Origin of the sequence: Streptomyces sp. NPDC002793 (assembly GCF_040295485.1) — a bacterium.
Taxonomy (GTDB): Bacteria; Actinomycetota; Actinomycetes; order Streptomycetales; family Streptomycetaceae; genus Streptomyces.
The window spans coordinates 1-25365 of sequence record NZ_JBEOVL010000060.1 but is presented as its reverse complement, the minus strand read 5'-3'; the positions used below and the strand labels follow the sequence as shown (position 1 = coordinate 25365).

Annotated in this window: 17 protein-coding genes, 2 tRNA genes and 1 pseudogene; 9 read left to right on the top strand and 11 right to left on the bottom strand. The window is 69.8% G+C overall.

Going from position 1 to position 25365, the window contains the following annotated elements:
- Nucleotides 1–14 precede the first annotated feature (14 nt).
- The 5 genes and pseudogenes from ABT001_RS33045 to ABT001_RS33025 all read right to left on the bottom strand — a co-directional run.
- Nucleotides 15–257, bottom strand: coding sequence for a hypothetical protein (locus ABT001_RS33045; protein ID WP_351285092.1), 243 nt, complete (start codon nucleotides 255–257; stop codon nucleotides 15–17).
- A gap of 106 nt (nucleotides 258–363) precedes the next feature.
- The gene (locus ABT001_RS33040; protein WP_351285091.1) at nucleotides 364–1419 is read right to left on the bottom strand and encodes a TniB family NTP-binding protein; all 1056 of its coding nucleotides are present in this window, start codon (nucleotides 1417–1419) and stop codon (nucleotides 364–366) included.
- Nucleotides 1413–3623, bottom strand: a complete 2211-nt coding sequence (locus tag ABT001_RS33035; protein WP_502967565.1) for a TnsB C-terminal domain-containing protein — start codon at nucleotides 3621–3623, stop codon at nucleotides 1413–1415. Before ABT001_RS33035 ends, ABT001_RS33040 begins: the two co-directional genes overlap by 7 nt.
- Complete coding sequence (locus tag ABT001_RS33030; RefSeq protein ID WP_351285088.1) at nucleotides 3623–4315, bottom strand: TnsA-like heteromeric transposase endonuclease subunit; 693 nt, start codon at nucleotides 4313–4315, stop codon at nucleotides 3623–3625. The genes ABT001_RS33035 and ABT001_RS33030 overlap by 1 nt, the downstream gene beginning before the upstream one ends.
- A 193-nt stretch (nucleotides 4316–4508) precedes the next feature.
- Nucleotides 4509–5699, bottom strand: a pseudogene (locus ABT001_RS33025) (helicase associated domain-containing protein); the annotation flags it as partial.
- Nucleotides 5700–5855: 156 nt separating this feature from the next.
- Here ABT001_RS33025 and ABT001_RS33020 point away from each other — a divergent pair.
- Genes ABT001_RS33020 through ABT001_RS33010 form a run of 3 tightly spaced genes read left to right on the top strand, consistent with a single transcriptional unit; the run spans nucleotide 5856 to nucleotide 10020 of the window.
- Nucleotides 5856–6965: a tyrosine-type recombinase/integrase gene (locus ABT001_RS33020; protein WP_031048345.1), complete on the top strand. Its 1110-nt coding sequence runs from the start codon at nucleotides 5856–5858 to the stop codon at nucleotides 6963–6965.
- Nucleotides 6962–9463 carry a tyrosine-type recombinase/integrase gene (locus ABT001_RS33015; RefSeq protein ID WP_351285086.1) on the top strand — a complete coding sequence of 834 codons (2502 nt, stop codon included), beginning with the start codon at nucleotides 6962–6964 and terminating at the stop codon, nucleotides 9461–9463. Before ABT001_RS33020 ends, ABT001_RS33015 begins: the two co-directional genes overlap by 4 nt.
- Complete coding sequence (locus ABT001_RS33010; RefSeq protein WP_031048340.1) at nucleotides 9460–10020, top strand: DUF6262 family protein; 561 nt, start codon at nucleotides 9460–9462, stop codon at nucleotides 10018–10020. Before ABT001_RS33015 ends, ABT001_RS33010 begins: the two co-directional genes overlap by 4 nt.
- Nucleotides 10021–10187: 167 nt before the next feature.
- Here ABT001_RS33010 and ABT001_RS33005 read toward each other — a convergent pair whose 3' ends face one another.
- Nucleotides 10188–12716 carry a hypothetical protein gene (locus tag ABT001_RS33005; RefSeq protein WP_157852410.1) on the bottom strand — a complete coding sequence of 843 codons (2529 nt, stop codon included), beginning with the start codon at nucleotides 12714–12716 and terminating at the stop codon, nucleotides 10188–10190.
- Nucleotides 12717–13157: 441 nt separating this feature from the next.
- On the opposite strand from ABT001_RS33005, the gene ABT001_RS33000 reads away from it, so the two are divergent.
- Nucleotides 13158–13231 (top strand) — tRNA-Trp (locus ABT001_RS33000).
- A gap of 472 nt (nucleotides 13232–13703) precedes the next feature.
- Here the strand turns inward: ABT001_RS33000 and ABT001_RS32995 are convergent.
- Nucleotides 13704–14768, bottom strand: a complete 1065-nt coding sequence (locus tag ABT001_RS32995; protein ID WP_224326588.1) for a helix-turn-helix domain-containing protein — start codon at nucleotides 14766–14768, stop codon at nucleotides 13704–13706.
- Nucleotides 14769–14774: 6 nt separating this feature from the next.
- The gene (locus tag ABT001_RS32990; RefSeq protein WP_031045320.1) at nucleotides 14775–15047 is read right to left on the bottom strand and encodes a hypothetical protein; all 273 of its coding nucleotides are present in this window, start codon (nucleotides 15045–15047) and stop codon (nucleotides 14775–14777) included.
- Between the two features lie 939 nt (nucleotides 15048–15986).
- On the opposite strand from ABT001_RS32990, the gene ABT001_RS32985 reads away from it, so the two are divergent.
- The 4 genes from ABT001_RS32985 (at nucleotide 15987) to ABT001_RS32970 (ending at nucleotide 20189) form a co-directional block, all read left to right on the top strand.
- The gene (locus tag ABT001_RS32985; protein WP_031045318.1) at nucleotides 15987–17135 is read left to right on the top strand and encodes an ABC-three component system protein; all 1149 of its coding nucleotides are present in this window, start codon (nucleotides 15987–15989) and stop codon (nucleotides 17133–17135) included.
- Nucleotides 17132–17614, top strand: a complete 483-nt coding sequence (locus tag ABT001_RS32980) for an ABC-three component system middle component 2 (protein ID WP_107060758.1) — start codon at nucleotides 17132–17134, stop codon at nucleotides 17612–17614. Before ABT001_RS32985 ends, ABT001_RS32980 begins: the two co-directional genes overlap by 4 nt.
- Complete coding sequence (locus tag ABT001_RS32975) at nucleotides 17611–19452, top strand: coiled-coil domain-containing protein (RefSeq protein WP_351285084.1); 1842 nt, start codon at nucleotides 17611–17613, stop codon at nucleotides 19450–19452. The genes ABT001_RS32980 and ABT001_RS32975 overlap by 4 nt, the downstream gene beginning before the upstream one ends.
- Before the next feature lie 434 nt (nucleotides 19453–19886).
- Complete coding sequence (locus ABT001_RS32970) at nucleotides 19887–20189, top strand: hypothetical protein (RefSeq protein ID WP_351285082.1); 303 nt, start codon at nucleotides 19887–19889, stop codon at nucleotides 20187–20189.
- A 140-nt stretch (nucleotides 20190–20329) separates the two neighbouring features.
- On the opposite strand, the gene ABT001_RS32965 is transcribed toward ABT001_RS32970, so the two are convergent.
- The 3 genes from ABT001_RS32965 to ABT001_RS32955 all read right to left on the bottom strand — a co-directional run bounded on the left by ABT001_RS32965 (nucleotide 20330) and on the right by ABT001_RS32955 (nucleotide 24411).
- A complete protein-coding gene (locus ABT001_RS32965; protein WP_031045311.1) occupies nucleotides 20330–21100 on the bottom strand; it encodes a hypothetical protein in 771 nt (256 codons plus the stop codon).
- A 401-nt stretch (nucleotides 21101–21501) separates the two neighbouring features.
- Entirely contained in the window at nucleotides 21502–24171 is a 2670-nt protein-coding gene (locus ABT001_RS32960) for a DEAD/DEAH box helicase (protein WP_351285081.1), read from the bottom strand.
- A 36-nt stretch (nucleotides 24172–24207) separates the two neighbouring features.
- Nucleotides 24208–24411 carry a hypothetical protein gene (locus tag ABT001_RS32955; RefSeq protein ID WP_344571559.1) on the bottom strand — a complete coding sequence of 68 codons (204 nt, stop codon included), beginning with the start codon at nucleotides 24409–24411 and terminating at the stop codon, nucleotides 24208–24210.
- 101 nt (nucleotides 24412–24512) lie between these two features.
- On the opposite strand from ABT001_RS32955, the gene ABT001_RS32950 reads away from it, so the two are divergent.
- Nucleotides 24513–24596 (top strand) — tRNA-OTHER (locus tag ABT001_RS32950).
- Nucleotides 24597–25365 lie beyond the last annotated feature (769 nt).

The window sequence follows — 25365 nt, the reverse complement described above, 5'->3', positions numbered from 1 at the left end:
CATGCGGGCAGCGCCTACTCAAGCACGTGCTGCGGAACATGGCAGAGTGCGGCGACCCGGTCGCGTGCCTGGGCGTTGAGGTGGATCTCGCTGTCCGGGTACAGCATCCCTGTGAGGTTCTGCAGGCCGCCGACATCGGTGACGGCGGCGAGCACGTCACGGATCCCGAGGTGGTACCGGGCGGCGATCCTGGTCAGGAACGACAGCGTCAGCTCCCCGTTCAACGCAGCGATGCGTCCTGCCGCGCCGCCGCTCATGGCGGGCAAGATGCTGCCGGATGCCGCCCGTTCGCGCTCCGCTCGTCTGTTCCGGGGCAGGCGTGCGGGTGCGGGCGTGCTGGACCGGTGCGCCATTGCGGATGCCCTACGTGCGCCGTGCGGGCCGGGACGGCCTGGCCTGGGCTTCGGCGGCCGCGTCGAGTTCGACCTCGGCGAGCAGCTGCTTTGTGATCCGCTCGGTGCCTTCCGTGATCGCGATCAGGGCGGCTTCACGGAAGCCTTCCGTGATCGCGATCAGGGCGGCTTCACGGATGAGGTGGGAGAGGCTGCCGATCCGTCCCGCGGTGCGGGCGTGCAAGTAGGCGGCGTGCTTGACCAGGGTTCCGGTCCGGTGTGCGCGCAGCCGCAGCAGGTTCTCCATGGCCTGCACGAGGTCGTTCCAGACGGCCCGGTCCTGCTCGGTCGCGTACGCCAGCGGCCGGTGCCTGAAGAGCTTGAACCGGCCGGCGATCTGCGCCCCGCGCACTCCGCTGAGCAGTGAGGAGGTCTCGATGTCGATCGCGGAGTAGACGAAGGTGGCCGGGATGCGTTCGCTGAGGTACTTCAGCTGGTCGGAGGTTTCCGCGCCGGCGCGCCGCTGGGTGTCCAGGAGGTGGACGTCGTCGACGAGGACCAGCTGGGTGCCCAGCTCGCCCAGCAGGTCGCACACGGCGCCGGTGATCTGGGTCTGGTTGAGGCGGTCGGTGATGGGCATGTTGAGGAACCGGGCGAACTCGCTGACGAGCATCTTCGGGGTGGCGGCCGGCGGCACGCTGATGAACAGCACAGGCCTGCGCGCGGCCTGTCCTGGGTGTTGGCGGGCGTCGGCCAGCTGGAAGGACCGCCCGAGCGCCATCATCGTGGTGGTCTTACCCGTGGTGGCCGGGCCGGAGATGATCAGACCGCGGCGGGCGCCGGCCTGCTGGCGGCGGTTGACCAGCAGCAGCCGCCGCACGGCGGTGAAGACACTGTCCATGGCCGGGGTACGCATGACGGCGAGTTCGGAGTGGTAGTCCTCGCGCTCCGTCTGCGACCAGACCGGGTCGGCGGCATCCCGGGCGGGGGCCGGCGCCCGGTGGACGAAGGCGTCCCAGCCTTGCCATACGGTCGGAGGGGCCAGCGGGGCGAACCCGGCGGTGTCGTTCGGGGACAGGCTCACCATCGCAGGGACTCCTCGGCGGGGTCGTAGACCGTGACCCGGGGAGGCACAGGCGCAGGCGTATCGGCTTCCTGCGCCAGGCCGGCCGAAGGGCCGCTCAGCAGCGCGGCGTCAGCCGGCCCGATGCCCACGCCACCGTCGCCGTCGCAAGCGTCCTCGTCTTCGCCGTCATCGGCGAAGACGTCCTCACCATCAGGCTCGAGCACCCCGGCCGGCGGCTGCTGGCCGTACAGGATCCCCCATACTGCGCCGTCCTCGTTCGCGGCGGCACCGGCGCGGGCCCGGGCGGCGACGACCTTCTCCCGGCGGGTGCCGTGTCCGGCGGCGGCGCGTTCCAACAGCTCGCGCAGGGCGAGAGCCAGGTCGTGTTCGTGGCTCACGCGGCTGCCGCGCTGGGCGACGGTGCGCCTGACGTGCTGCCAGGTGAAGTCGGTGAACGGGGCGGTGACCAGGGTGCGGTGGATCCATGGCACCGCTTCCCAGCGGTATCCCTGCGGCAGGCCGGCATCCGGCAGACGCACCCAGACCTGGCCTGGGGCGTGCGGGTTGCAGTGGATCTCCCACAGCCCGTCCGCCGCGGGCGAGGACTCGCCTCGGTAAGGGTTGAGGACCTTGTGGTCGTAGGTGCGGTAGTCGATGCGGATGCCGTAGTCGTTGATCTTCTGCCGTCTGACGGGCATCAACTCGATGTAGTCCTCGCGCCCCAGCGGTACCGGGACGTACCCGCACACGGCGACCAGCGCCGCCCACATCTCGTTCGGCGACAAGGCGCGGCGGGGCACCATCGGGTGCCGCAGCCCGTCGTGCTCGCGCTCCTGCCACCCGCAGACGATCCACTCCTGCAGCAGGTCCTCCAGCTGTGCGAGCGTCCACACCGCCTCGCCTTCCGCGTCCCGGCCGCGTTCGCCGGTGTGGGAACCCGTGTAACCGGCGACGTGCTGGGCGAACAGCGTGTTGATCGAGGAGAACGTGCGCTCCACCTGCCCTTTGGCCGGCCCATTGCCCGGCGGCACCGGCTGCAGGGAAATGCCCAGCGATCCGCAGGCGGCGACGAACGAGGACGAGACGAACACCTTGCCCTGATCGACCACGACGGTCTGCGGGGTGATGACCGGCCGCGCCGCGGCCCCTTCCAGACGGGCGTCCACGCTCTGCAGCCGCTCGTACGGGATCACCGAGCGTTCCATCGCCAGCGCCTCGGGCCAGTCGGGCCGCATCGGCGCGGGAACCATCATCTGCGCCAGCAACTGCGCCGCGTCCACACTGCGGGTCCCCTTCGGCCGCAGCACAGCAGCGCAGATACTGCGGGTCGCCACATCCAGCGCGATGGTCAGCTCGGGCCGCTCCACCACCCCGTCGTCCAGCACCACGAAGACATTCAGCACGGTGCTGTCCATCATCACCAACTCACCCGGCGCCATCACCGTCGTCGGTACGAACGGAGGAGCCGGCCGCGCCGAGCGCCAGCGGCGCTGCCGCGCACTGCCCAGCAGCCCGCGCCCGTCGGCCAAGGCGTGCACCAGCCGGTTGAACGTCGCAGTCGACGGCAGCGCCACCGCCCCCGGGCCGTACCGCTCGGCCAGCAGCCGCCCGGTATACACCCGAAGCCGCCCCAGCGTTCCGCTGGAGCGTTCCTGCCCGGCTTCCAGCACCTCCCGCAGCGCGGCCACCACCCGCTCGTCCGCACGCCCCAGCGCCGACCGGGGCCGCACGGTCCGCTGATCCACCAGTCCCCACACCCCGCCGTCGCGGTAGCGGGCCCGCATCCGCCGCACCGTCACCGCGCTGGTGGGCATCCCCGCCGCCGACAGCTCCGCGGCCTTCGCCTCCTCCCGCTGCGCCAGCGTCCGCACCTCCGGGTCGTACTCGGCCCGCGCAGGGCCGACCCCACCGGATCCGCCCGGGTGCCCCGTCTCCACCTCTCGCACGTGCCCCTCCCAGGCCAGCGCTCGCTCCCGCACCGTCGCAGGCAACGAATCCAGCAGGCCCAGCGGCACCACCCGGCGAGCGGCGGGCCCATCCACAACCTCGAAGCCCTCGCCGGCGAACAACAGCGACAGCAGCAGCGTTGCCGTCTCACCGTTCTTCGCGATCAGCCGCACCTGCCCGCCGATAAGTGCGGCCACCGTCCAGGTCCGGCCCTCGAAACGCACCCGCGACCCCACCTCGACCACCGGCCCGACAACCCCCCGGCCCCCTGCCCTCATCACGCCGACCGGGCCCACACCGGCATCCGCTCATGCATCGGAGCGCCCAGATCCGCAGACAGGCGCCCCGCCCACAGCGCATGGAACAGCGCAGGAAGGACCACCATCGGATCCCCGACGGTCCTGCGCACGCCTTCCCACAGCGGCCTACGCCCGGCGAACGACTCCTGCAGCGTGACCGCCAGTCGCTGTCCTCTGTGGTACCGCGGATGCCGGTACCCGGCCAGCCAGGCCACGTTGCGCCGGTACACCGGATCGACCGGCCCCAGCACCCAGTACCGCCAGCCCACCGCAGCACACACTTCGCCGAGCACCGCTGCCAGGGACCGCTGCCGTTGCGAAAGCTCCTCGCCGGCGGTGCAGTCCGCCAAGACCCCCTGGCCGTCAGCGAGCCGGAGCATCATCTGCGGGACATGCGTACGCACCTCGCCCCGCTCCCGCCACCGCAGTTCCAGCGGCTGACTGGCCAGATACGTCACGCGTGGGTCGCGGTCGAGCAGCATCACATGCAGCCGCATCGCCCCGGAGCCGTAGTGCACCAGCCGTCCGGTGGTCGCCGACCACCACCATCCCGGCGCCGTGCGCTTGCCCTTGCGGACAGGAAAGTGCGTCAGGGGCGGACACTGCTCGAAGGGCACTTCGGCGGCCGCCGCGGACCACGGCGAACACTCCGGCGTGCCGCCCGCAGCCATGAACCGCACGTCCACGGCCCCGACATCGACCGGCCCCGCTCCTGTCGCATCCCACTCCACGCTTCGCACACAGGACCAAACGCTTATCGGCTCATCCGGTAATGGGCATAACAAGCCAACCGGGCGCGCCAGCCGCAGGCCCGCCCGCCGGCTTTGCCCGGGCGTCCGTGACCACGGGGGCGCGCGACCGCCATCAGCCGTGTTCGGGATCTGCGGCCCAGGCGTAGCCGAGCTTGACGAAGGCTGCTCGCTGCTGAGCATCCAGGCGGTCACGTCTGGCCTTGTGGTTGCTCAGAAACACACCCAGCCTGATCAGCGAACCGTCCGGCAGCTTTTCAACGTGCGCCCTTCCGACAACAGTTCTTCCTTCCCGCGCAATGTACTGAGCCAGGGCTGCCAGACCGCGCTGGAAGGCTGACGCCTTCCCAGCGCCCTCGGATGCTGGGACGGGGGCGGGTCGTTCGGCGGGCTCCACGCCCAGCTTGGTCAGTCGTTCCTGCTGCTCGGTCGACAGCTGCGCCCAAGTGCCCGGGTTCTTCTGCCGCTGTAGCCAGCGTCCGATGTCGTCGCCCTCGAAGACGACACCTGGTTCGATGGCCGGCAGGTGGCCGTCGGCGTCGACGAGGTCGGCGAGGACGCGGTAGTGGCGCTGCCAGTCCAGCGGCCACGCGCAGTCCCAGTCCTCATCGACCGCCGCCAGCTGCTGCGCGCGCTCCTCAGCCCGGTCCGGGTCCTTGCCGAGGCCGCCCTTGCGTCGGAGGTTGGCGAGGTGCTGTCCAATCGGCACCATCGCTTCGCCCTCGCCCCACACCGCGTCCTGGCGGGGCGCGAGGTGTCCCATGGTCCGCCAGTAGGAGCGGAGCACGGCGAGCTTGTTCTCCCATGCTTCCTCGCCCGGCTCCCACACCATCCCGGCCTCCGGCGCGTCCAGGAGGGTTTTGCGCCGCTCTTCCAGCTCCCCGGCCCGCAGCGCCTTGCGCTGTTGATGTACCCATCTACCCAGCGGAAACGACTTCGTGACCCCCACTTCGACCTCGGCCTCGTAGGGCACGGCGTGCACTCCGGTGATCCCGTTCTCCGCTCGCCAGCGGATCAGGGCCTGGTAGCCCTCCAGCCACACCAGCGATTCCGGCCGGTAGACCCGGGTCCGCAGGAACGCCGCGATGGTCGCCGCGTCGCGTGGGCTGGAGAAGTGGAGGAGGGCGCCTTCGGCGGCGGCCTGGGTGTCGTCGTCCTCCTGGTCCTGGCCGTCGCCCGTGCCGCCGGCCCCGACGATCTGCCCGTCCTCGTCACGCCGAACGTGGACCTTACGCTTGCCGCTCGTGAGCGCACGGGAAGCGAGCTGCTCAACAAGTCGATCATCATGCGAGCGGAGGCCCTTTATCTAGGGGTGGTTCGGGTGTGAGGGATGTTTGTTTGGGTTGTCACCTGCGGGGATGGTGTCGGGTGAACTCCAGGGTGGAGTTGGGGGAGTGGTGGTTACGTTCGGCACGTGGAACGGATCTACGTAGGTGAGCGGGCTGTCTCTCCGGTAACGGGCGTGACCCGGTGGGTGGTGGTCGATTCCCGGACTTACGGTCTGCAGACCGAGGCGGTGGCCTATCTTGCTTCGCTGCGGGCCCGGGACTGCTCGCCGAATACTGAGCGGGTCTACGCCGGAAGAGTCGCCCTCTATTTGAACTACTGCCTGATGCGGCGCCTGAACTGGATGACGCCGGGCTTCCTCGGGCTTGCCGGACTGCAGCAGTGGCTCGTCGAGGCGCCTTTGCTGTCCCGCCGCGGTGAGGCCCGGCCGGGGCCGGTTCGGTTTCGTTCTCGGGCGACGGCGAACGCGGTGATGACAGCGGTGGCGGAGTTCCTCCGCTTCGGTGCTACGCACGGCTGGGTGCCGGCCTCCACGACCGGGCTGCTGTCGGAGCCGAAGCTGCTGCGTTTCACTCCACCCGGCTACGACACGGGCGAGTTCGGCCAGCGGCGCGAGGTGCAGGCGGCCTCGTTCCGCTTCAGGATCGCCGAACCGGGCTACGAGGACCTCAGCGACGAGCAGATCCGCCACATGATCGCCATCGCCCCGAGAGCGCGGGACCGTTTCCTGGTGGCGCTGCTGGCCTGTGCGGGGCTGCGGATCGGCGAGGCGCTCGGTCTGCACCGTGGTGATATGCATCTGCTGGCCTCCTCGCGCGCGGTGGGCTGTGGGGTCGAGGGCCCGCACGTGCATGTCCGCCGCCGCACCGACAACCCCAACCGGGCCTTGGCGAAGTCCCGTTTCTCCCGCATGGTGCCGGTCACCGCCGACCTGGTCGCGCTGTACACGGACTACCAGTACGAGCGGGACCGGGTGGACCAGGCCGCAGAGTCGGAGATGGTCTTCGTGAACCTGTTCCGCCCGCCGCTGGGCGGCGCCATGTCGTACCCGAACACCAAGGAAATGTTCGACCGCCTGGCCCGTACCGCGGGGCATGCGTGCCGCCCGCACATGCTGCGCCACTCGGCGGCGACCCGATGGCTGCGCGACGGAGTCGACCGGGATGTGGTGCAGCGGCTGCTGGGCCACGCCTCACCACTGTCGATGGAGCGCTACCGCCATGTCGACGACGCCGAAGCACGCGCAGCCGTCGAGCACGTCGACTCCCTCAAGGAACGCCCGTGAGCCTCCCCTCCGTGACCGCACTGGTACCCGCACCGCGCACTGCTGTCCCGCCGGACTCCGGCCAAGAGGGGTGGGGGCCGTGGCTGACGGCCCGCCTGGACTCTGCCTGGCGGCCCACCGAGTGGCAGCCGGACTGCTGGCTGTTCACCGGCAGCGTCCATGAGCCCCGGAGCTCGGTGTCGCTGTGCCGCACGAACGTGTGCGACACCGTGGTCTCCCCGGCAGGGATCTTCTGCCCCTTCTGTAGGGAGCACCAGAAGACGTCGTCCCAGCCGGCCGATGAGTTCGCCCGCACCTTCGTGCCCGAACGCAACCGGGTGACCTTCGGCGGGGTACCGGACCAGTGCGGCTTCAGCAAGGACGGGCAGCGCTGTGTCCGCCCACGCCACTGCAAGCAGTTGTGCCTCACGCACTACACCCAGTGGAAGACCCACACCAACCGCAAGCACCCCGGCCGGTGGGAAGACACCGCAGCCCCCTACACCGACACCCCTGCATGCCCGGCGCCCGCCTGCCCACTTCCGGGTCTGTACGGCCGGGGCCTGTGCCGTCACCACGCGAAGCACTTCCGCGAACACCGCCGCTCCCACCCCGACGCCCCGGTAGCCCCGTGGGCAGCGCAGCAGCCCCCATACCTCGCCCCGCACCAGTTCAGCCTTCTCCCTCTGCCCGAGCTGCTGCGCCTTGAGGTCCTTTACGGCCTGCAGCAGGCAGAACCCTGGTTGCGGGTCTTCGAGCCTGCTCAGGTCCGCCGCATGGTCCGCGACCTGGCCGGCACCACCACACTCGTCAGCGCCATCTCCGACGAGCAGATGTGCCCGCGCTCCACCGTCGCCGTACTCAGGCTTCTCACCCGCGTCCGCACCGCGGTCCAGGCCGCCCATGCCGAGTACACAGGAACAGCACCGGCCAAGGACGACATCCTGGACCTGCGGGCACTGGGCCAGCGGTCCCGCACACCGGCGGGCATCAGAACCCCCAAGTCCGTCGACCTGCGCACGATCCGGCAACGCTGGCTGCGCGATCTGCTGCGGACCTGGACGATCCAGCAGCGCCCCGGAGCGGACGAGTTCGGCCGCACACTGCGCGGGGTGGAGCTCGCTTCCCGGGCCCTCGCGCCCCGCCCGGGCACCAACGACCCCGCACGGCTGCGCTACGACGACGTCACCGCTGTGGTCGAGGCGTTCCGCACCGCGCTCAAACTGAACGGCGAACCCGCCGGCTGGAACTACCGGATGTCCATCGCCAGCCACTTCTTCGCCCTGATCGACTACAGCCGGCGCTCCGGGACCACCGAAAACCTCTCAGCCGCCTTCGTCCGCGACCCTGCAACCCACCGGATCGCACAAGAGGAAGCCAACGAGGACGAGATCGGCAAAGCCATCCCCGAGCCGGTGATCCGCCAGCTCGACGCCCACCTCGACCTCCTCGGACAGGGCAAGGCCCGAGGCCAACGCACCCTCGCCCCCGCAGACCTGCAACTGATGTACCGCACTCTGTACATCCTGCTCAGGGACACCGGGCGACGACCGCTGGAAGTCCTCTCCCTGCCCTTGGACTGCCTGGAGACCCGCAACGACCAGATCTCCCTGGTCTGGAACAACCACAAGACCCGCCGTCACCGCCGGCGCCTGCCCATCACCGCATCCACCGCCGAAGCCATCCGTACCTGGAGAGCTCGCCGCGACCACCTCCAGCCCACCCTCCCGCCCGCCGGGACACCCTTCCTCTTCCCCGCCCTGACCCACCTCGCCACCCGCCCCTACCTGCACACCAGCTACCTCGGCGAAACCCTGCGCCACTGGGTCGACTCCATCCCCCACCTCCACGGCGAAGGCGCCGACCCGCACGGCAACCCCCTGCCCTTCGACCGAGCCCTCATCTACGCCTACGCCTTCCGCCACTCCTACGCACAACGCCACGCAGACGCCGGAACCCCCCTCGACGTCCTGCGCGAACTGATGGACCACAAGTCCGTCAGCACCACCCAGCGCTACTACACCGTCTCCCTCAAACGAAAACGCGACGCCGTCACCAAACTCTCCGCACACGTCGTCGACAACCACGGCCGACCCAGCCCCTGCTCCGAGTCCGCATACGAACTGCGCTCCGTCGCCGTCCCCTACGGCGGCTGCACCGAACCCAGCAACGTCAAAGCCGGCGGCAGCTCCTGCCCCATCCGCTTCCAATGCGCGGGCTGCGGCTACTACCGCCCCGACCCCTCCTACCTCACAGCGATCGAACAGCACATCAACGAACTACGCGCGGACCGCGAGACGGCCCAGGCGATGGAAGCCGCCGAATTCGTCATCACCGCACTCACCGCACAGATCAGCGCCTTCGAGCAGGTCACCGACCGCATGCGCCGACAACTCGCCTCCCTCCCCGCCGCCGAACGCGAGGAAATCGAGGAAGCCAGCGCCATCCTGCGCAAGGCCCGCGCCGGCACCCACGCCCTCCTGCCCCTCACCGTGATCACGAGGACGGATACGGCATGAACCCCCGCGGAAACGCGCACACCCTCGCCCAGGCTCGCCGCCGCGACAGCCTCGACAAACGCCAGCGCGCCCTCACCGCCCTCACCACTCTGGAACAACAGGGCAAAAAGATCACTCACACCGCGGTCGCCCGCACCGCCGGCGTCTCCACCTGGCTCACCTACACCGCAGGCATCCGCGAACACATCGAAGCCTCCCAGCAGCGCCAGCAGCCCAAGGCCACCCGCCCCGCAGACACCCGAACCCCCAACGCGACGCTGCGCACGGAACTCGAACTGGCCAGGCAGGAGGTCCGAGACCTCCGGGAAGAGAAAGAGCGAATGCGGCACGCCCTTCGGCACCAGCTCGGACAGCAACTCGACGCCCTCGGCACCAAGGATCTGACCGAACGCGTTGACCACCTCACCCGAGACAACCAGCGACTGCAAGACACGCTCCGCCAGGCAACCGAAGACAACCACGCACTCCACAGCCGGGTGACGAGCCTCGAGGCAGACCTGGGCGCAGCACGCACCAGCCTCCGACGCATGATCCGAGAAGAGAACAGAAGCCCTTGAAAGACTGGGTACCTCGGGCCATGGACGGTCCGCCCTGGCAGTGCGGCACTCCATGGGGCGCCCCAGCCGATGCTCACGACACTGTGCACGTTCGAATACCCACAGCCTGTTTCGAGGAGGGCGGGCCCCGATCGCATCGAGGGCCCGCCCGTACCCGATCCGGCCGGTCAGACCTTCAGGATCAGCGCTTCCACCTGTTCGAGCGTCGTCACGCTGGCCTGTGCGGCGGCCCGTGCCTTCGCGAGCTTTTCCATCCACTCGATCCGCTGCTCGGCCGGGAGCGGCTCCTCCCCGAGCTGGACGCGCAGGCGGTGTGCCTCCTCGAAGTCAGTCATCAGGATGTGGGCGGCGTCCACCGCCTTCAGGTAACTCCCCTCGACGAGCTCCACCCGTGCTGGCAGCTCCCGACGCAGCGCGGCCAACTGGTCGCGGGGGTCGGCAGCCGCCTCGCCGTGCGTGGTGGTCACGGCACTGGCGCCCGCAGTGTTCCCCGCGACCGCAGGCGCGTTGGTGGGGCTTCCGGACGCGGCCGACGCCGGGGTACCGAGGGCGACGGGGAACAACTCGTCGAACCACGCCTTGTCAGCGACGTAGCGGGTGGGCCGGCCCTCGGCATCCGGAGCGATCACCATCCCCGCGGTGATCGCCGTCCGGTCCGCCTCGGCCCAGTGCTGCTCGCCGTAGCAGAGCAGGGGCGTACCGTCGTCCGGCTCGGGAGGCCGCAGCGCGTCCGGGTGCTCCAGCACGGCCTTCGCGAACGCGAGGAGAAGGGCCCGGCTGACGCCCGGCGCGCCCGCCGTGTACGCCAGCGTCAAGGCGGCGAGGGCGCTCTTGGGGGCGCGCCGCACGCCCTTGCGCCCGGCGCCCGCCTCACTGCCCTGGCCGGGGGTGATGAACGGCTGCGGAGCGTGGATCAGCGCCGGCGCCATCCGCTGGACCAGGGCGGCCCAGGCGGCCGCGTCACCGGCCTCCGCCCCCAGGAGCAGTTCCGAGAGCGGCCTCGGATCCTGCCCGGCGCCTTCCCTGGCCTCTGTGGGACTGAAGAGACCGAGGGCGGAGAGGATGTTGCCCCGGCGCACGAACAGCTGCGCGACGGCGGCGGACCACAGACGCGTGCGCCCCTCGGCCGCCTTCGCCCGGATCTGGCTCCACGCTGGCTCCTGCAGCGTCCCCCTGACGACCGGCCAGAACCGCCCGGTGTCACGGACGGTGCGCACGTTCGTCTTCTGCGGGGTCTCGGGCGGGATCCCGGGGAACACCAGCGCGGTGATGGCGCGCACCGCGATGTCGCGCAGCACGACCGGGGAGACGTCGGCGCCCGTGGGCACGAGCGGCTCCAGCGGATCGAGCGGCCCGTTGACCGTCAGCGCGTCGCGCACCCCCGTCAGATCGAGGAGGTCCGCGGCGCGCGCGTCGGGGAACGCCTCGGCGAGCGCGTCCGCGAGGAGGGACTCCCTGGCGTAGGCGTCGACGAGCGTTGCGAACAGGGCGATCAGCCGTGCGTCCTCGTCGTAGGGCTGGATGCCGCGCAGGTGGTCGTTGACGTTCAGGGCCCGCAGGACGTGTTCCAGGGCCTCGGGCTTGGTGCAGCCGATCACGATCTCCGCAGACACCGTGGCGATCTTCGCCGCTCTGAGCGATGGGTCGGTCGCTTCCGTTTCCGGCTTCGCACCGTCCCGGTTGAGCCGGGCGGAGAGCCGGTTCAGGATCTCCCGCAAGCTCAGTAGCAGCGGCTCGGGGCCGTCCTTCTTGTCCTTCGGCATGGGCACGAGGGACTGGGGCATGCCCGTGACCAGGTGCTCCGGACGCACCCGGAAGACGTTGAGGCGGGCCAGCGCACGGTTGTTCCCGGTCACGGCGGCCAGCCGCCACGGCTTGGACACCGTGCCGTCGGCGTGGGTGATCTGCCACTGCTGCAGGACGTTCATTCCCTTGGAGAGCTGGCCCGTGTCCGCTAGGGATTCGGCCAGGTCGTAACCGCGGGTCTTCCCGGCGCGCTCCAGGTTGGCGGCGGCGTACCGCTGCATGTGGACGGCCACCGCGTAGGGCTGCTCGGCCAGGGAGAGCGCCGCTTTCGGCTGTCCGTCCTCCTGCACGGCGCGGACGACCGGGCGCGGCCGCCGGTGACCGAGAGCGGAGAGGAGAGCGTGCTTCTCGCTCTCGAGCTGGTGCACGTGGCGGACGGCGTCCTGGTGCTTCTGCGTGGCTGCAGCCAGCGCCTGCGGCGCGTACGTGTCGTCCCCAGGCGCCCGGCGCAGGGCCTCCCGCTCCTTCTCGGCAGACTTCGCGCTCTTCGTGGCGTCCTGGAGCGCCAGCTCGGCGGTGACGAGGTCCTTGACGCGCTGGCTGGCCTCCGGCGCGGGCGACGACCAGCAGACGGCGGTCCGGTCGTTGAGGTCCCACGGGACCACTGCGGCGCCGTGAACATCGCAGGTCAGCAGCAGCACCTGCTCGTCACCGGCCTGCACGAGCCGGTAGGCGTTGGGCTTAAGGACCCTCCTGCCGCGCAGGGTGGCAATCAGGGCCTTGATCTCGGTGTCCGGGAGCGCTGCGGCCAGACCCTCGAGGATTGCCTGCCGCGGAGGCGGCACGACTCCGTGGTCCGCGCAGGTGTTCTCGATCGCGTCCGCGAGGCGATCGCCCCAGAGGGCGTTGCCGATCTGCGGGTAGATGTCATCGGACCGTTTCACGGTCATGGTGTCGTCCTTCCACCCGGGCATCCCGGGCGAGCACAGAAGCTCCCGACCATCGGGAGCGTTGTCACGCGCCCGAGTGCCGAAGCCTCGTGCTGGCAAGGAATCAGGCCGACACCCGTGGGGTGTGCGGCGGTTCCTCGCCCCGTACGGTCCACCTGCCAGCGTCCGAAGAACGATCAGTCCCAACAGCGCCTTGGTTGCGCCTGGACCTCTCGCAGCTTGCTCCTGCTCCGCCGACGGCGGCATGAGGCGGATGCCGATGATGAGCCACCGACGTGCATCACAGAACCTGCCACTGCCGTGGACACAGCGGCGATCCGAAGCGGCGGAGTTCACCGGATCAGGTGAACCAGCAGCCCAACGAGACTGTGCGAAGCCCGGGTTGAGGTATTCGCGCGTCGACGGTGCGGCGGTGAGGCGGTGCGGGAGATGGCTGCCGAAAGGGGTGTAGCTCAGATGGCCAGAGCGTCGGCCTCCAAAACCGGATGCCGCAGGTTCGATTCCTGTCACCTCTGCCTCATGCAGCGCCCTTGCCGATTCAGGCGGGGGCGCTGCGCGTCTTCGTGGGCAACCCATCACCGCGCCGTGCCCCAGTTGCGTGGACCGGCGCCGGCCGCTGCTCGGTGGACCGCGGTGTTGCCGGTCCAGCCCGCCGCTGCCGCCCGAGGTCGGCGGCTGACGGTGCTCTGGTCCGAACCCCAGGTGAGAGGCTGTCCCGTCCGCCGTGACCCCGGCCCGGGAGTGGGCAGGGTGCCGGGGGCTGGTGGGGATGTGTCCGGCCCGGCGGCGGCACCGGCACCGGCCGGGCGCCGCCGGGCTGTGCTCAGCATGGCATCGGCCCTTGGGGAGTCCCGTCCGGTCACCTCGTGCTGGCCGTGATGCTGGCCGTGGCGGATCCGCGCCGGGGGGCCTTCGGCCGTCGTGCCCGGCCGCCGCCGCGTCGCTCCACGTGTGATGCCGCGTGTCCGGACGTCGCCTGTCGGCCGCTCAGTTGTTGCTGGTGTCCGTCGTCCCGCCCCTGGGACGGGTGCTCTCGCGGGAGAGCCGCCGAGAGGGGTGCTGGTCGGTGCCGGGGGGTTGGTCGCGGTCGTGCAGGTGGCGTTCGACGTTTTCACGCTCGGCGCGCAGGGCGAGCCAGACGTTCCCCGGGCTCCACCGCACGACGGGGCCCAGGCTGCGTTCGGTGAGGGGGTGGGGGTGTGTGATCGGGGGCTCGTCGTCAGGTCGGCGGGTGCGACCGCGGGTCGCGTTAGCGAGGACGTCGCGCGCGATCTGCTCGATGGCGTGCAGGGAGCGGCGGGCCCCCCGGGAGGCGCCGTTGCGGCGCATCTCGGTGTCGATGACGTGGGCTGCGCCGTACGCGAGGGCGGTTTCGAGCTCGTCGGGGGTCATGAGGTCGAACAGGCCGGTGAGCGTGGTGCTGATCCTCGGGTGGTGGATGACGGTGGTGCGGGCCGGGGCTCTGCGGGGGTGGGTGGGGGGCGGCGGGTGGTGGGGGTCGTGGTGGCGCTGCCAGGCGGCGTGGAGGTGGGCGTGGTCGGTGCGCCGGACGCGGCAGATGGTGAGGTAGGTGTCGAGCTGTTCCTCGGTCGCGGGGAGCCGGCGGCGGGCGGTGATGTTGTAGAGGGTGGTGCGGGGGATGGGGGCCAGGCCGGGGCCGGGCCGGGTGAAGGCGGCGTGTGAGGGCGCGCCGGCTTTGTCGTAGATCTCGGCGAGGACGTCGGCGAGGTCGCTGCGGGAGCGGACGTTGACGGGCGCCGGCGCGGGCGGGCGGCCCCGGTCCCGCCGACGGGTGGCGGCGCGGCCGTACGTGCGCAGCCGGTGTGCCTGGCGGCGGGCTCCTTCGTCGGCCCGGCAGGCGTCGAGGAGGGCGTCGAGGACCCCGGGGGAGGGGGCCGCGGCGCCGGTCTCGGCGTTCTGGACGGTGCCGCGGGAGACGGCCGCGGCGTGTGCGAGGTCGCGCTGGGTGAGCCGCGCCGCGGTCCGCAGGGCCTTCAGGTGGGCCGCGAGGTCGGTGTAGGGCGGCCGGGCGCCGCCGGTGGGAGCGGGCACGCCGGCCTACATCCCAGCGCCGGAGCGCACGGCGGCCTCGAAGAGGACGGCGACCAGGCGCCGGCCGCCGCCGGCGAGCGCGAGGGTCGCGGCGCCGATGGCCCCGCATCCGCCGAGCAGGGCGAGGATCTCGCCGATCGCCGTGCCCTCGCGGAAGAGCAGGGTGCCGGTCGCGAGGAACGCGATGAGCAGGATCAGGGCATGCGTGGGGCTCCAGCGCCCGGACGCCGCGGTGGCGGGGGCGTCGGCGGGCGTGCGGGGGTGCGGCAGCTGGTTCACGGGGGGTCGGGTCTCCCTCGGGCGGGCCCGGGTCCCCGGCACGGATGGCCGGGGACACACGGGTGGGTGGACGTGGTCGCAAGCAGGCGCAGCCCTGCGGCAGTTGGCCCTGCCACGCGGCGGGCTGCGCGATGCACACCCTTCCAGAACGGCCCGCCCCGCGCCCGACCCGCCCAACCCTTACATCCGGTATGTCGGTTGACGGCCCAACAGATGTTCCCCTGCCGGCTGGCGAGTTTCCCGCCGACACCGGGCACCGGGCGAGCCCGCCGACCGCGGAGGGTCCGCGCCCTGGCGGTGGGCGCGCCCTCGTCGGGCAGCTGGCCACAGGTTGTTGCCCCCGCCCGCAGGCCCGGGGATGGCCGGCGGGGCCCAGTATTCGTCCCCGCCCGGTTGCGGCCCGTCCCCCCGTCAGTGCAGAGTGCGCAGCGACGACATCGGCTCGATGAGGCGGTGTCCTCCTGACGGCGACTGGTCGCAAGCCCGAACCGCAGGAATTCCGGCGAGCGCGTTGGCCCGCGCCCGCCCAGCGCCCGGTCGGCACCCCTGCGGTGCCGGCCTTCGGCGCGTTCGCCCTCGGCTCCCGCCCCCTCCCATCCTTTCGCCGCGCTCCGGCAGGCAGCCGGTCTGCGCGGGTGCGCCGGAAGCCCGGGGCGCGGGGAGGCCGGTGGCCGCCGCCCGCGTCCTTCCGTCCGCTGTCCCGCGGCCGTGGCCTGCCCCCGGTGTCGGCCGGGTGGGTTTGGTGCCGCCAAGATGCGCAAGCGGCTAACCCGCTACGGCTGCTGAAGCCTCTACCGCTGAACAGCCCGGCCTGCCAGGCGACGGGCGGGCGCCGCGCTGACATCTTCACGAGATCTGCTGTGGGCTTCCTGGCAGGCCATCTGGAGTGATATCACTACGGTGCGTGATCTTGCGTGGCAGTAGGGATGGGGGTGGAGTGTGGCGGGGGCGCTTGAGCCGGGTAGGGACGGAGCCCGGCCGGTATTCGAGGGCTTTCCCGAGCCCAAATCGCCAGAGGTCGTCGTGCTCGCCCCGCCGACCCAGAGCGCTCCCTTGCCCACGCCTCAGGTGTACCTGCAGTACATCTACGACGCTGACGACTGGGAGGACTTCACCGTCGAGTGGGTCCACCAGTTCGGTGCATGGTCTGGTCGTCCCTATGTCCGGGTGCAGCGGATGGGCGGGGCCGGCGACCGCGGAGCGGACGTCGCAGCCTGTCTCTCCGAGCAAGGCACCGCGGGCGAGTGGCACTGCTACCAGTGCAAGCACTACCTCAAGCCGCTCGGGCAATCAGACGCCTTCCCGGAGATGGTCAAGATCTTCGTCGCGAAGATCCTCGGCACGTACGAGTTGCCCACGCGCTACATCTTTGTCGCACCAAAGATCGGCACGGGACTCGAACGACTCTTGCTCAACCCGCCCCAGCTGAAGGATGAGTTCTTCGCGGCGTGGAACGACAAGGACTCCAAGCTCGGGACCAAGCCCAAGCTCAGCCCGGAGATACGCACAGCTGTAGGCGCGCTGGCGCAGGCGACGGACTTCTCGATGTTCGAAGCCAGGAACCTCGAAGAGATTCTCGAACTGCACGCTGCGACCCCCCACCACGTAAGGCGCTTCCCGCAACCGCTCAAGCAGCGCCCCGCCGCCGACCCGGCCCCACCTGACCAGGCACCCCACGAAGCCGTCTACGTCCGCAAGCTACTGGACGCCTACAACGCGAAGCACGGCATCGTCTTGGAGACGCTTCAACAGGCCCGCGACCACGCGAAGGTCAGCGGCCACCTTTTCCGCCAGCGTGCCGCCTTCTTCCACGCCGAGTCGCTGTGGCGTTTCGCGCAGGAGAGCGTCCCGGAAGCGACCTACACCGCGATCGAGACTGACCTGTACGACGCCGTGATCGAAATCGAAGACCGCGACCATGCCAGTGGCTACGCACGGCTGGAAGCCGTGCTGGACGCGGCCGTCGCCCACACACCGAACCCGGCGAACATCCTCGCCCCCGTGGTGAAGGTCATCGACCTCAAGGGCATGTGTCATCGTCTGGCCAACGACGACCGGCTGACCTGGTGCAAAGAGGAGACTCCGTGACCCCCCTCAACAGCCCCGTGGAGGCCGGGATGCGCGCTCTGGTCCTCCTGTCAGAGACCTTCCCCCACCGCCTGGACGTCGCCCAGCTCGTCTACCTGGACCACGCAATGCTCCACAGCGGCGACCTTGACCACGGCCCGGCCAGCCTCCACCCCGACCTCCCAGCCGGCCCCGGCGAGCTCGGCCTGCGCCGCCATCTCATCGAGCAGGGACTCATGGTCCTGCTGCGCGCCGGCCTCGCCGACATGACCGCCATCGAAGACGGCTTCATGTACGGGGCCACAGATGAGGCCGCGAGCTTTCTCAGCGCCCTGGAGTCCCCCTACGTCGGCCAGCTCATCGAACGGGCCGACTGGCTCACCAGCACCTACATGCATGAAGGAACGGACGTCCGCGAGGGCATGAAGCAGATCACCCAGCGCTGGTCTGGCCGCATCCACGTGAGCACCGCCGACCTGGGAGGAGAGGACGTCCTGTGAACAGGCTGACGCTCGTACACCTGACCTTCCTCGGCATGGACAAGCCCCCGGCGGCGGTGGACTTCAGCCCCGGACTAACGGTTATCTACGGAGCCTCCGACACAGGTAAGTCCTACGTCGAAGAGGCCGTGGACTACATGTTGGGCGCCAGCGAACTCAAGTCAATTCCGGAGGACGATGGCTACACCCGCATCCTCCTAGGCCTGCGCGTGAGCGACGGCCACAGCCTGACCCTGTCCCGCGCCGTGGGCGGCGACACCATCGAGGTGTTCAACCGCGACCTCCGGGACGTGCCATCCGAGCCGGCCGACGAGACCCTGGGGTACCAGCACAACGCCAAGTCGAAGAAGAACATCTCCCGCTACCTGTTGACCGTGCTGGGGATCGACGGCCGAAGGGTTCTCCAGAACTCGAGCGGCAAGACGTTGCCGCTCAACTTCCGGGATTTGGCCCGCCTGGCCGTCGTTAACGACACGCGCATGGCCGACCAGAGGCCCCCCGTGCTCGGCACCCGTATGCCCCAGAACGAGACCAGGGAGAAGTCGGTCTTCAAACTCCTCCTCAGCGGACAGGAGGAGCCGGAGCGCCCTGCCGCGCCCAGCAATCTGGAGAAGCAGTTCGGCAAGGGCAAAATCGCGGTCATCGACCACCTGATCGACGAGAACCGCGGGAAGCTCACGATGGAGGTGAACCAGTCGCAACTGCGGGAGCGGCTTGGCCGCCTGCAAGCGGCCCTCGGCGAGGTGACCGCCGCCGCCGTCGAGCTTGCTGAGGTTCGCACCAGCCTTCTGCGCGACCGCCGGGGCCTGGAAGAGATCGACCTCGCGGCCCAGCAGCGGGCCGCCGAGGTCCAGCAGCTGCTGGCGCGATTCGCTCTGCTGAAGGAGCAGTACGAGTCGGACCTGGCCCGGCTCCAGATGGTCGGTGAAGCCGGAACCCTCCTGGGCTATTTCCAGACCGGGACCTGCGTCTTCTGCGGCGCCGAGCCTCAGCACCAGCACCCGGAGCACCACGTCGCCGAGAGCACCCAGCTGGCAGCGTCTGTATCTGCGGAGACGCGCAAGACAACGGACCTGCTCAGCGATCTGCTCCTCGTGATCGAAGACCTGGAAGAGCAGGCAGCAGACCTAGAGTCGGCCCGCGCCGCCCGCGACGAACAGCTCACGCGCAACGCTGTGGAGCTCCGCGCACTGGATCAACGGATGCAGCCGGTCGACACGGACGCCACCGAGCTGCTGAACGCCCGTTCACGGGTCGAAAGCGAGCTTGCCCTGCATGCTCAGATCGAGCAGCTCGAAGACCTCAAGGCATCGCTGTCCACCGTGGCTCCTGTTCTGCCGGCTGCCCGTCCTGACGGCATTCCCGCCGCCGACGTCGCCGACTTCGAGCGCGTGATCCATGAGACCTTGGAAGCCTGGCACGTTCCGGGAAACAACCACGTCCTCTACGACCCGACGACTGCAGAGCTCTCCGTTGACAGGCAGCCGCGAAAGAGCCGCGGCAGGGGCATGCGGTCCATCCTCCATGCCGCCTTCGCAGTATCACTCGCGCGTCTGAACACAGGCCGCGACCTGATCCACCCAGGCTTCGTCGTGCTCGACACGCCGGTTCTCACCTACCGCCGGCCTGAAGACCCGCATGAAGACCGTCCCGAGCTGATGACCGCCGACGTCGCCGAGAACTTCTACCGCGACCTCCTGGAGAATCCCCCGGGCCAGGTCATCGTGATCGAGAACCCCACACCGCCAGAGAGCATCAGGGGGCGTGCCACCGTCCACGCATTCAGCGTGGACGGCTCGGAGCGCCAAGGGTTCTTCCCACCCCGAGACGGGCAGTGAGCACCGGCCGCCCACTGTTGGTCGGTGTCCAATTGGCCCTTCTCGATTTGGTGTTCGAGATCCACACGCCGAGTTTCACCGGCGCCGGCTCGGCTTTGTCGTGGGCCGCCGTTATCTCGACGACCGCGCCTCTTGGCACCGGCCGGTCGCTTCCCGCTCCTTCCATTGTGTGAGGGCTGCCAGGCCCCGCGGGAACGCCGCTTGGGCTTTGCTTGGCCCCTTTGCCGTACGGGCGGCTGCCGGGGCGGGGGCGAGTACGGCGCAGGGCGAAGGCCCGTCCACTCGATCGAGTCAGAGTTCGGTGCAACCCGCCCGTCCTTGCCAACCCATTGCCTAGCGTCGTGCCGGTAGCAACCAGGACAGCAGCGCCTGAGGGGCGCTGCTGACACTGCATCTGAGTGAATGGACCGACTGCGATGGCGACAGCACTGGACATGACAACCGCATCGGAACTGGCGGTGCTGCGAGCTCTGGAACGAGCGGGAAACCATAAGGTCCCACGCTCCGAGCGAGGCGGGCTCAAAGACGTCCCGTCCTGGGAGATCTACACCCACCGGCCGCCGGTGGACCCCAGCAGTCTCGACAAGCTGCTCACCCATGCCTGGGATCTACCCGCAGCAGTGGGGTTCTCGGAAGAGCTCATCTCTGCTCTGGACTCCTACACCCGGACGCTGCTCGCCTCCGGCCACGCGTTCGACCGAAACGACCTGCAGCGAGTCCTGGCACGGCTCCGATAGTGCTGGACGGGCAGGTCGGGTATGTGCCCCTGAACCGGTTCGAGACGCTCTTTGCCGCGCTCAGCACATCCTTCTGACACCCGTGCGGTGCTGGCGCAGACCGGCGGCTTCCGGGACGAGCGTCCGGGAGACCGCTGGTGCTAGTGCTCGTCTTCACACGGGTGGTCTCCCCAGTCCAAGGAACCGCGGAAGCGGTCGACCACAAGCTCTCCATGATTGAGGGTGTACGGGGGTGCTGCCACCTCCGGATCGGCCATGATGATCACTTGGACCCGCCCCAAGACGTTCATGTCGATGGCCTCCTCGGCGCCGAGGAGCACTTGGTCGTGGTAGGCGGCGTAGTGCCGGGCCGCGCCCGGGCGCCGGTCCAGAGCGAAGCGGGCCGCACGGAGTTCTGCTTCGGTGAGTTCACCGGCTTCGCGGCGGCGCCGGCAGCTGCGGCACAGGTGGATCAGATGCCAGGGGTTGGGGGCCTCCGGCCTCAGGCCGGTCTTACGGAGGAACGCCGGGGTCCTCCCCGCGGCGGGGTCCTCCAGGACGACGATGTCGTGGGGCTGAGGGAGCTGCCGGGTCGGGTGGGACATAGAGCACTCCGGGCTGAGCGCGAACAGCAGCCTCCGAGTGGCGTCGGACATGCGAGGCGGCTCCCTCTGGACGGCAAGCGCCTCCTCCTCGCGCTTGGCCTGATACCACAGCCGTTCGAACCGACGGAGGGCCTTCTCGATACCAGTCGCCTGGCTGATGCCCGCCCCCCAGTCGCGGACCTGCAACGTCAGCCAGTCGACGATCGCCATCGTCAGACGCTGTTCGGGCACCTTCGCCAGCCGGAACGCATTGTGGACCCCACTGGGACTCTTGCCGATCGCCTCGGCCAACTCCCGGACACTGGGCAGCCCGGCCCGGCGATGCAACAGGTGAAGTTCCTGGTTGAGATCTCGGCGAGCACCGGATGGCAGATCCGGCCGTTCGATAACTCCGAGGCGTCCCATATCGCCCTTGCCCTTCTCTCGTGCGGATTCGCTGTGTCAGCGGGCTGCGGGGTTACGTCGAGTGCGAGCGGTGCGACGACGGCGCCATTCGAGCCGGACCCGCCGGGCACCCCAGACAGCCAGTGCGACGAGGAGCCCAGACGCGACGTTCTCAACGATGTTCATGGTGAAACCCTCCCAACGCCTGTGGGGCTAATGGACAGATCTGAACAGCGAACTCGCGACTCCCCCGATCGACACCAAGAGGCCCTGGGCGATCACACCCAGGGCCTCTCTGCACTCTTCGCTTGACCGCCCAGCTCAACGACCGACGGCAACCGGTGTCACGCCCACTGCACCCCCAGCCTGCGCAGCGCGTCCAGCTGCTCCGGGGTGAGCTTGTCGCGCCTCGCGCGGGTGTTCGAGATCCACACGCCGAGCTTGACGGCCACGGGCTCCGTCTCGCCGTCGACCGAGATCTTCTCGGCGTGCCCCCTCGGTACAGGCCGTTGGCCTTCCCGCTCGACCCATAGCGCGAGGGCCGCGAGGCCGCGCTGGAACGCTTGCTGCGCCTTACCCAACCCCTTCGTCACACGCGTGGCCGCTGGGGCGGGAGCAGGGGCCTCAGTGGGCTGTACGCCCAGCCTGGTCAGCCGTCCTTGCTGCTCGGCGGAGAGCTGCGCCCAGGTGTGAGGTTCGCGTTGCCGCGTCAGCCATCGTCCGATGTCGTCGCCGTCGAAGAGCACGCCGGGCTGGATGTCGGGCAGGCTGCCGTCGGCGTCGACCAGGTCCGCGAGCACCTTGTAGTGGCGTTGCCAGTCCAGCGGCCAGGGGCAGTCCCAGTCCGGGTCGATCGCCGCCAGCTGCTCCGCGCGCACGGTGGCCCGTTCCGGGTCCTTGCCCAGGCCGTTCTTCTGTCCCTTCCGTCGGAGGTTGGCCAGGTGCTGCCCGATGGGCAGCATCGCCTGGCCCTCGCCCCAGACTGCGTCTTGGCGGGGTGCGAGGTGTCCGGTGGCGCGGTGGTAGGAGCGGAGCGCGGCGAGTTTGTTCTCCCATGCTTCGTCGCCTGGTTCCCACACCATTCCGGCCTCGTCGAGCAGCGTCTTGCGGTGGGGGTCGAGTTCACCGGCTCGCAGCGCCTTGCGCTGCTGGTGGATCCACCGGCCCAGGGGATAGTCCTTCGTCACGCCGACCGCGGTTTCGGTGTCGTACGGCACTGCGTGAAGGCCGGTGATCTTGTTCTCGGTGCGCCAGCGGATCAGGGCCTGGTAGCCCTCGAGCCAGACGAGGGATTCGGGCCGGATGACGCGGCAGCGGGTGAGGGCGGCGATATCGGCGGCGTCGCGGGGGGAGGCGAAGTTGACCACGATGGAGGTGACCCGGTCGACCTCCTGCTGCGTCTGGCTGGTCTCCGCGGGCATGTCCCCGTTCTCCGGGCCAGCCGCGGGGGCGGGGGAGGGGCGGACGTGGATGCGCCGCCGTTCGGTGCCGCGGGTCAGGGCGCGGGAGGCGAGCTGGTCGACCATGCGTTCCGAGTGCGAGCGCAGGGCTTGGAGGATGTCGACCAGGGGCTGGTAGCTGGCCGAGGCGATCATGTCTTTCGGGTCCTCCCCGGGCTGGAGGAAGACGGGGATGATGATCCGTGCGGTCTTGGCCCGGCCGTCGGGGTTGGGGCGCAGGGCCCGTCCAATGTTCTGGACGACGTCGACCTGGGAGCTGCGCGAGCCGACGATGCACACGGCCTCGACCCCGCGCAGTCCGGTGATGTCGACCCCGACCCCGAGGGCGCGTACTGAGGAGAGGAACGCCCGGTGCACCCGCCGGTTTTGGGCGTCGATGCCGTTGGCGAACCGGTGGATCACCGCACGCCGGTGCGCGATGGGATGGTCTCCGCACAGCCAGTCCGCCCACACCCGGTCCGCAGGCACATGACGGCCCTCCTCCAGCTCGTACAGCTCAGCGTCGATCGACGATGCGGGCAGCTCCTCCGCACCGGCCAGCGCCGCCGCGGAGGCCTCAGCGGTATACAGCTCGGCGGCGGTGCGCGGCATCTGCCCGGCGAACGCCGCGGCTTCCTCCACCCGCTGGTGGAACACCATGGTGGTGTGCAGATTCTGCTGCGCCGCGTGCTCCAGCAGCGCCGCCTGGAGCAGGGCCATGCGCCGGCCACGCAGGGCGTCCTCGGACAGGCCCAGGATCGGGTCCGGGTCGCGGATCTCCAGCACGTCGATCTCGAACCCCGCAAGGATCGAGCGTTCCACCGCCTCCGCCAGACCGAGATCAAAAATCCGGGTGCCGTAGGTGCTGGAGTCGTCCTCCATCGACGCGACCACCACCTCCCGCCCGTCCCGGCCCCGCTGCGGCCGGGGCGCGGCGAGGATCCGCGGGGTCGCGGTCAGGTAGAGCCGAAAGTCGACAGGGATCCGACTGTTGTCATGGATCGCCGCCCACGGCCGCCCCATGTCCCCGGCTGTCATGTGCCCCTCGTCCAGAATGGCCAGGTCAAACGGAGCCATCCGCTGCCCGTACAGCCGCTCCCCGCCCGCCAGAGCCGATTCCAACGGCCCAGGAACAGTCCCACGCCCAGAGACATCGGCCGGGTCCTCACGGTCCACGAGAGAGGCGTACGTGGCGAACACGACGACCGGCCCGGACCCCGCCCACAGGGCGAGCTGGATCGGGTTGGTGGTGGTGCGCACTCCGAGCTGCTCCAGGACCTCGTCCTTGTCCACCGAGCAGACCGCGACCATCGGCGCGCGGTGCCCAACCCGCCGCCATGACTGGGCACTCTGCACGATCAGGTCCAGCGTGGGCACCATCACCAGGATCCGCCCGCCCGGGAAGTACTCCAGCGCGCACGTAGCGGTGGTGATCGTCTTACCGGACCCGGTCGCAGACACCCCCATCGCACGCGCCCCCTCCGGAGGAATGGGCGATCTTGCAGGAAATCCAACCCAGTTACGGAATCTAAACTTCTGGTCGACCTGGTGTTCCTTGAGCGGAACCAAAAACATTTTCAAGCCCTCCCTAATACTTGTCCCTGATGTCTTTCAGACGGTCGCGTGCGGAATGCAGGCTGCACCAAGGTCCTTCCAGATCACCCCGTCTGCCTTGTGCCACCCGCCGTGCTTTCCGTCTTTGAAGGACGGCTTGTCGTCCGGGTCGTAGTGCCCGGTGTCGAGCGTGCAGACGATGACGTCCTCGTCTGCGTTTCGCGTCCGCGCGGTGCACAGCCCGCCGGCCTTGCCCAGCACCTCCAGTACCTGGCGGCGGGCCGTGGTGTGCGGGGGTGTGAGCGGAACATCCCCTACAAGAGGAGGGGCGTTGTGGGCAGGAGTGCGGATACGCTGTGTGCGGCCACGCGTCGTCTAGCGGCCCAGGACACCGCATCGGGTTCGCCCCGATGCGGAAACCCCGGTTCGAATCCGGGTGCTGGCCAACCCTGCCCAACTCACGACCGTCACGCCCTCGTCCCAGCCGTCCGCGAACCGCGAACCGCGGACCCTGAGGCCGGCGCTAACGCGTGCAGCTCGACCACCTCGCGCTGTGCCCCCAGCGACCGCCCGGGCCCCCAGCGCGGCCACCAGGTCGTCCGCCTCGCTCGCCGGCACGCCCTGCGGCTCCAGACGCGCGAAACCTTCAACCGGGCGTTCAGGCCCGCCGTCTGATACTGCGCCACCCGGCGCACAGAATCGCCGCTCAGCACGGATCGAGTCCGCAGATTCGTGGGGACCGGTCATCTGCGATCGTTCCTCTCGGAATTTCCAGGAAGGTTATCTGATGGTTAAGGGGTGTCTCGTGCTTCCACCAATGGTACATGCTGCATCACGTGATGCACTCGGTACACTGGAACCCACACGAACGAGCGACCCCACCCTCGTAGCCAGCCGGGCCCGCGCCAGCGGGTCCCAACGGTCCTGGAGGCGCAGCCGGAAGGGCCGTTGGGCGGGGGAGCGCAGCGGACCCGCCCAACCCGGCCTGGAGCGAAGCGGAAGGCCGTTCAGGCCGTGTGCAGCAGGGGGCCAGGTCCGGAAGCGCAGCGGACGGGCCGTCACCTCCGAAGCGCAGCGTCGGAGGTGCGTGACCCGCGCAGCGGGTCACCAGCGCTCCCGCGGAGCGGGAGCGCAACCAACGCGCGCAGCGCAGATCGGAAGAGCGTCGGGGAGGGGAAGAGGGTTGGCGGATTGGTGTATAACTCGGTGGGCGCC